Raw genomic sequence first — 6,089 nt, 5'->3', positions numbered from 1 at the left:
AGAGCACGGCACGGAGGACGGCGGCGAGGGCGCCGGCGTGCGGGTCGGAGGCGATGGGGGCGACGACCAGGGCGACCACGCCGAGGTCACCGCCTGACCTAAACGCGCGAGGTCTGCGGGATGACCGCGACATCGCGCAGGGCAGCGTGAGCTGCAGACCGCCGATGCGGGGGTCAGCGGCCGGCGGTGTGGTGGGTGTTGAGGGCGTAGATGCGGGCGTTCTCACGCTGCAGGCGCTTCGTGCGCGAGGCGTGGCCGTCGTTCCAGGTGCCCAGTAGCAGGACCGCGCCGAGAACGACGGCCGCCCACCCCTGCCACTGACCCACTGCGTCCTTCATGACGAGGAAGACGACGCAGGCGAGGAGCCACGCGGCGGGCAGGATCACGCCCAGCCACCGGCGGGAGCGGTTGGACAGGACCAGGCGCTGCACCAGCACCAGGGCGATGACGGCGGCGTACATCAGCAGGTGGGTGGTGCTCACAGGGGTCCTGCTTTCGGGGTCGAGGTGGAGGTGGCGGTCTCGTAGGCGCGCAGGACGCGGTCGGCGGCGTCCTGGGAGACGACACCGTCGATGACCATGCCGGTGATGGAGGTGACGAAGGGCTCGGCCGGAGCCGATTCGACGGCGTGGACCTTGGCGATGATGCGGTCCAGGCGGGCGCGGATGGTGGGGTAGGAGACGCCGTAGTCGGCGGCGACGCCCTTGAGGGAGCCGGAGTTGAGGACCAGGGTGCGCACGAAGGAGCGGTCGCTGTCGGTGAGGGCTTCGAGCCACTGATCCACGGTGCGCTCCTTCCGTGCGTGATGTTCAACCTGGCTTGAACATTACGCAGGTGCGGGTGGGGCGGACAAGGAAACCCGAGTAGTTCCGCCGGACGTCGGATCGGGTCGAGACTTTCGGCGGAGCAGGCGTTGCATGGCGCCGTTGGACTGCGGTAGCCGCTTGGCTATCGCCGTGAGACGTCGTCCTCGACCGTTGCTGAGCGCGCACAACGCGGGATGACCGTGAGGCCACCTGAGCAGACCGACGTAGGTTGCCCGCGGCGCGGCCCGGGGAGGGACATGGTGGTGAGGTGAATGCCAGTGAGCCGATCGGGGTCGACTCCGGGCCGGTGAGCAGCACGCCGTTGCCGACGGGGCTGCGTGCCTTGCTGGAGTCACTACGGCCGGGTCGAGGGCCGCGGCACGGCACCCCGTCGTGGCCGGGGACGCTGGCGCAGCTGTACCACCCTCACCCACGCCCGGTAGTGCGAGAGGTCTTGGGCTTCGAAGTGCCGCGGCTGTCGGTGCTGCGCGAGGCGGGGCAGGTAGAGCTGGTGTCCACCACTGGCGGCGGTGAGCTGGTCACACCGACACGATCGAGTGGACAGGCGGGCGGGTCGTCGGGTGGGCGTGGCTCGGTGACGGTGCTGTACATACCCGACGCGGAGGTGCTGCAGCTGCCGTTCGAGGAAGCGCAGATACGCGGGCTGAGCACGGTGGAGGTGGGCTACGGCAATCCGTGGCCGCCAGCGCAGCCGGAGACGATGCGCTCAGAAGCCAGCGGAGACGCCACGATGGTCGACGTGCGCGGCTGGCATGTGGGCGTGCAGCACAGCCGGCAGGGGCGAACTCGCCTGGCCTGGCAACAGCGCTACGGGGCGGTGAAGTGCAACGTCGCGGTGTACCTGCCCTACCCGCCGTTGCCAGCGGTGGAGCTGCTGGTGCGGTGCGACGTCCTGGCCGCTGACGATTGACCCGGCCGGGATTGTACAGCCCAGCCGCAGGCCGGATACGCCGGATCGCGGGATGACCGTGAAGTCGTGTACGAGCTGACGGCCAACGCCGCAAGGAGGTGGCGCCCGGTCATCGAGGCCCGTGACACTGACCAGGTGACCACCAGTGGCTCGCCTGGACTCCTGCGACCTCGTGCCCTGGCACCGGGGGACCTCGTGGTCATCGCCTCGTTGTCGGGACCTCTGCACGCCCGGTACGAGCCCGACCTGCGGGAAGCGGAGGCGGTCCTGGAGCGGATGGGGTTCCGTGTGCGCCGTGCCCCGTTGCTGCAGGTGGGCCTGCAGCACTGGTGGAGCGCGGCCACCCCGACGCGCATCGCCGAGGAGTTCAACGCGCTCCTGCGCGACCGGGAGGTGCGCGCGATCATCGCCCACGACGGCGGTCAGACGGTGTTCGGGTACCTCGACCTCATCGATTGCGACGCGGTCGTCACCGACCCCAAGCCGATCCTCGGCTACAGCGACATCTCCCTGCTGCACCTGGTGCTGCACCAGCGCACGGGGTTGGTCGGGTTCCACGCCGACCTGGCCACCCCGGGGCTCGGCGGGGCCTGGCGCAGATCGTCACCCGCGCGCCGGGGCGATCTGGAGGACCTCTACCGCAGGCTGCTGACCGGGACGGAGGCGATCGGTGCGCTGCCCGCCACGTCCTCCTGGGAGTGCTGGCGCCCGGGGCGGGTGGAGGGACCCCTCATCGGTGGGGTCATCAACCGCATCGCGCTGGTCCAGGCCACGCGGTACGCCTTGCCGCTGGAGCGCTTCAGCGGTGCGGTGCTGTTCTGGGAGGAGATGGGTGGCCTCGCCTCCTACGTGTGGAGCTACCTGCACGTGCTGCGTCACGCCGGCGTCCTAGACCGGATCGGTGGCATGGTGGTGGGTGTTCCGCACGCCATCGAGGGACTCGATGGGCCCGATGCGTCTCCCTCCCTGCGCGAGATCGTCCTGGACGTCCTCGGGGAACGGGACGTCCCCGTCCTGGGTGGGGTCGAGTTCGGGCACGCCGGTCCCAACCTGCCGATGCCGGTCGGCATCCGGGTGGCCCTCGATGCTGGAGGACGAGCGTTGTCGCTGCTGGAGCCGGCGGTCGCCCCTCGATCTCACGGACCCGTCTGACCTGACGGGTTCAGCGGGATGACCGAGCGGTCGACGGTGTCAGGTACGTCCCTGGCCAGGGCTCGGGCAGCTGGTGACGGGCGCGGCGCTGCTGGCCCCAGGCGAAGGCCGTCTCGCAGACCCAGTCCTCCGAACGGTCGCCCAGGTGAGTGGCGATCTGCGCAGGGCTGGTGGGGACGGCGACGTCCCGGGGGGCGGGTGCCCACCAGGGCGAGAGCAGCAGCTCCTGGTGCCGTTCGTCGGGGACGTCGATGCGTACTCGCACGTCGTCCTCGCGCTCGTCGAGGCCCCAGTGCACGCTCAGGTGCTCGATCTCCTCGGCCTTCAGGACGCTGGCGACGACCGCTTCGACGATCCGTCGGCGCAGCTGGGCCAGTCGTTCGTCGTCGGCTGGGGGTACCTCCCGCTGGCGGGGGACGGTGACCGGCCCCGGTCGCGGTGCCCGTTCACCGGGGAGCGGGGTGGTGTGGACCGGGGGCCGCGACGAGGGGCGCGTCGTGGGGTGTCGGCCACGGGTAGGTCGCCTTGGGCGGCTGGGTGCCGCTCCCGCCTTGTCGACCGATCCGGGGTCTCGCGGCGCAGGTGCACCCGGTCTGCGGGATGCGTCTGCGCAGTGAGCGTGCGTTGTCCGCCGGGGCTGGCCGCGGTGCTGCCGCCGATGACTTCCTCGACGTCGTCGGGTCACCTGTTCACGAGCACCCGCAGCGGAGGAGAGTCGATGGGCAAGGTGGTCATGTACAGCTCGGTGTCGGTGGACGGCTTCGTCGCCGACGAGCACGATCAGCCGGGGCCACTGTTCGACTGGCTCATCAGTGGTGACGTTCCGCTGGATGAGGCCGGCGCGTTGAAGGTTTCGCAGGCGTCCTACGACTACACCCGGCCGTACTGGGATCGGATCGGGGTGACGGTCGTCGGCCGTCACGTCTTCGACATGACCGGCGGCTGGGACGGGGCGCCCCCGGGCGGGGTCGAGCACGTGGTGGTCGTGACGCACCGGCCGCCGCCGCAGGAGTGGGACCTCGCGGCGCCGTTCTCCTTCGTCGCCGGCGTCGAGGCCGCCGTGGCCAGGGCGCAGCAGCTCGCGGGTGAGCGCATCGTCGAGGTCGCCGCCGGCGACGTCGGGGGCCAGGTGCTGGCCGCGGGCTTGGTCGAGGAGGTGCGGATGGACGTCGTGCCCGTCGTGCTCGGCTCGGGCAAGCGCTACTTCGGGCCGGTCGACGCGCTGCACCTGCTGGAGGGTCCTGACGTGGTGGTCCAGGGCGAGCGGGTGCTGCACCTGCGGTACCGGGTGCGCCGTTGACCGGTCGGGGCGGGCGCGGAGGGGTCCACGGCGGGCGGGGCGCTACCGCACGCGTGGTGGAGGCCCGCGCTGGTGGCTCCACCGCGACGGCCCGCCACCACCGCACGCAACGTCGCCCAGTAATGGGTGAGCGGGGCGGTCGACCGGTGTCTGGGCCACGCTGAAGAACCGTCCACCGATCCTGCCGAGTGATCCCTGACGACCGCCGAGCGACACGACATCGGCATGACCGTGACGTCCGTGACCGTGACGTCCGTGACCGTGACGTCCGTGACCGTGACGTCGGGGCGGTGCGGGTGAGCCGCTGACGGCTCCGCTGGTGTTGATCGCCTGGCCGTGGCCGCCCGTCGGTCGCGCTCACCGCGTGCGGGTCACCCGGTGTAGGACGCCGCGCTGCGCGGTGGCCGGCTGAGGGCAGTAGGGCGGGCCCGGAGGATCGAGAAGTGTCACCACCAAGACCGTCGGAAGTGTCACCGATGTCTTGATGCGAAACTGTCACCGATGTCTGGAGACATGACAGGGCGGTGACGTCGCTGTAGCCGACCAGCGGTTTCGGGTCGCGCTGCAGGACCCGCGGGTTGATGCCGTGGACCAGGCGCAGGCTGCCGCAGCCGCCGCGGGAGGCGATGACCGCCCGGATCCCGGGGTCGCGCAGGGCCTGGTCGAGGTCGGCCAGCCGGTCGGTGTCGGTGCCGGCCGTCAGCAGGGGGTCCAGGTCGTCGCGGGACTCGGGCCAGCTGCCCGGGGAGACCACCGCCACCCGGTCACCGGGTGAGAGCCGAGCAGGGCGCTCCGTCGGTGGCGGTGGCGTCACCCGGTCGTCGTAGGAGCGTGGTCACCGCACCGCGCGGGTGGTGCCGTCTGCACCGGTCTGCTCCCGGCGCGGCCAGGCCGCCTTCCGCTGCCCCCCCGGCGAGCTCACGCTGTGGCGTGGGGAGTTCTCGACCGCCCGCGGCGACGCCTGGTGATCGTGGTGCACCACGCCGACCCCGGCAGCCGCTCCGCCGAACTGCTCGTCCCGCTGACCTCCACGATCGACGAACCTCCTTCCTGATCGCCGTGAGCACTGCAATCACCGCCCGGGTCGTGCTCTGGCAGGCTGGCGGGGTGATCGTCCACGTGGTCTCCCACCCCGAGGTGCAGGTGGACCCCGCTGTCCCGGTGCCGCAGTGGGGCCTGTCGCGGGCCGGGCACCAGCGGTTGCAGCGGCTGCTGGAGGTGCCGTGGGCGCAGCAGGCGTCCTTCGTGGCCTCCAGCGCGGAGCGCAAGGCGCTGCAGACCGCCCAGGCGGTGGCAGGGGTGAGCGGGTGCACCGTGCACGTGGACGCCGAGCTGGGGGAGAACGACCGCAGCGCGACCGGGTTCCTGCCGCCGCAGGAGTTCGAGGCGCTGGCCGACGCGTTCTTCGCCGAGCCCGAGCGCAGCGTGCGCGGGTGGGAGACGGCGGCGGACGCGCAGCGGCGCATCGTGCGCGCCGTGGACCGGGTCCTCGACCGGGCGCGACCGGTCGCCGGCGTGCCCGAGGACGGCAGCGTGGTGATCGTCACGCACGGCGGTGTGGGCACGTTGCTGCAGTGCGCGCTGCGCGGCGTCGCGATCGACCGGCGCTTCGACCAGCCCGGGCAAGGCAGCTGGTACGCCTTCGACGCCTCGACGCGGCGGGTGGCGCACGGGTGGCGCCGGCTGTGACGGGCGCCTGAGCCGCGCGGAGGCAGGGGGGCGACCGCGCCTGCCGCTGCACCCGCAGATCGACGTGCCCGTGACGTCGTGGCGGTGCGACCGGTCGGTCCCGACCGGGGTGCGTCGGCTGCTGCCGGTGGAGTTGCCGGATGCACCACCGTGCGAGACGTTGCCCAGCGGCGGAGCCCAGGTGCACCAGGACGCGGCAGGAGGACGAGCG

At 71.9% G+C, this 6,089-nt stretch carries 7 protein-coding genes and 1 pseudogene; 4 read left to right on the top strand and 4 right to left on the bottom strand.

Annotation, left to right across the window (positions count from 1 at the left end; genetic code table 11):
• Nucleotides 1–173: 173 nt before the first annotated feature.
• Both ACRYM2_RS03400 and ACRYM2_RS03395 read right to left on the bottom strand, forming a co-directional pair.
• Nucleotides 174–482, bottom strand: a complete 309-nt coding sequence (locus ACRYM2_RS03400) for a YesK family protein (RefSeq protein ID WP_432519874.1) — start codon at nucleotides 480–482, stop codon at nucleotides 174–176.
• Nucleotides 479–784: a DUF2089 family protein gene (locus ACRYM2_RS03395; RefSeq protein WP_432519872.1), complete on the bottom strand. Its 306-nt coding sequence runs from the start codon at nucleotides 782–784 to the stop codon at nucleotides 479–481. Before ACRYM2_RS03395 ends, ACRYM2_RS03400 begins: the two co-directional genes overlap by 4 nt.
• A 476-nt stretch (nucleotides 785–1,260) precedes the next feature.
• Between ACRYM2_RS03395 and ACRYM2_RS03390 the strand changes: the two genes are divergently transcribed.
• Both ACRYM2_RS03390 and ACRYM2_RS03385 read left to right on the top strand, forming a co-directional pair.
• Nucleotides 1,261–1,737: a hypothetical protein gene (locus tag ACRYM2_RS03390; protein ID WP_432519870.1), complete on the top strand. Its 477-nt coding sequence runs from the start codon at nucleotides 1,261–1,263 to the stop codon at nucleotides 1,735–1,737.
• Nucleotides 1,738–1,872: 135 nt separating this feature from the next.
• A complete protein-coding gene (locus tag ACRYM2_RS03385) occupies nucleotides 1,873–2,889 on the top strand; it encodes a S66 peptidase family protein (protein ID WP_432519868.1) in 1,017 nt (338 codons plus the stop codon).
• Between the two features lie 10 nt (nucleotides 2,890–2,899).
• Here the strand turns inward: ACRYM2_RS03385 and ACRYM2_RS03380 are convergent, their stop codons facing one another.
• Entirely contained in the window at nucleotides 2,900–3,187 is a 288-nt protein-coding gene (locus tag ACRYM2_RS03380) for a hypothetical protein (protein ID WP_432519867.1), read from the bottom strand.
• A gap of 420 nt (nucleotides 3,188–3,607) precedes the next feature.
• On the opposite strand from ACRYM2_RS03380, the gene ACRYM2_RS03375 reads away from it, so the two are divergent.
• Nucleotides 3,608–4,189, top strand: a complete 582-nt coding sequence (locus ACRYM2_RS03375) for a dihydrofolate reductase family protein (protein ID WP_432519866.1) — start codon at nucleotides 3,608–3,610, stop codon at nucleotides 4,187–4,189.
• Nucleotides 4,190–4,709: 520 nt separating this feature from the next.
• On the opposite strand, the pseudogene ACRYM2_RS03370 reads toward ACRYM2_RS03375, so the two are convergent.
• Nucleotides 4,710–4,943 (bottom strand): annotated as a pseudogene (locus tag ACRYM2_RS03370) (LD-carboxypeptidase); the annotation flags it as partial.
• 353 nt (nucleotides 4,944–5,296) lie between these two features.
• On the opposite strand from ACRYM2_RS03370, the gene ACRYM2_RS03365 reads away from it, so the two are divergent.
• Nucleotides 5,297–5,878, top strand: a complete 582-nt coding sequence (locus tag ACRYM2_RS03365; protein WP_432519881.1) for a histidine phosphatase family protein — start codon at nucleotides 5,297–5,299, stop codon at nucleotides 5,876–5,878.
• The last annotated feature ends 211 nt before the right edge of the window (nucleotides 5,879–6,089 follow it).

This window comes from Kineococcus aridisoli (genome assembly GCF_050871885.1).
Lineage (GTDB): Bacteria > Actinomycetota > Actinomycetes > Actinomycetales > Kineococcaceae > Kineococcus.
The sequence above is the reverse complement of the archived record's forward strand: the minus strand, read 5'-3'. Positions and strand labels throughout refer to the sequence as shown.

What these genes read in the sequence shown, in the direction of transcription:
- ACRYM2_RS03375 (WP_432519866.1), top strand. Translation starts at nt 3,608, where the DNA reads ATGGGCAAGGTGGTCATGTACAGCTCGGTGTCGGTGGACGGCTTCGTC.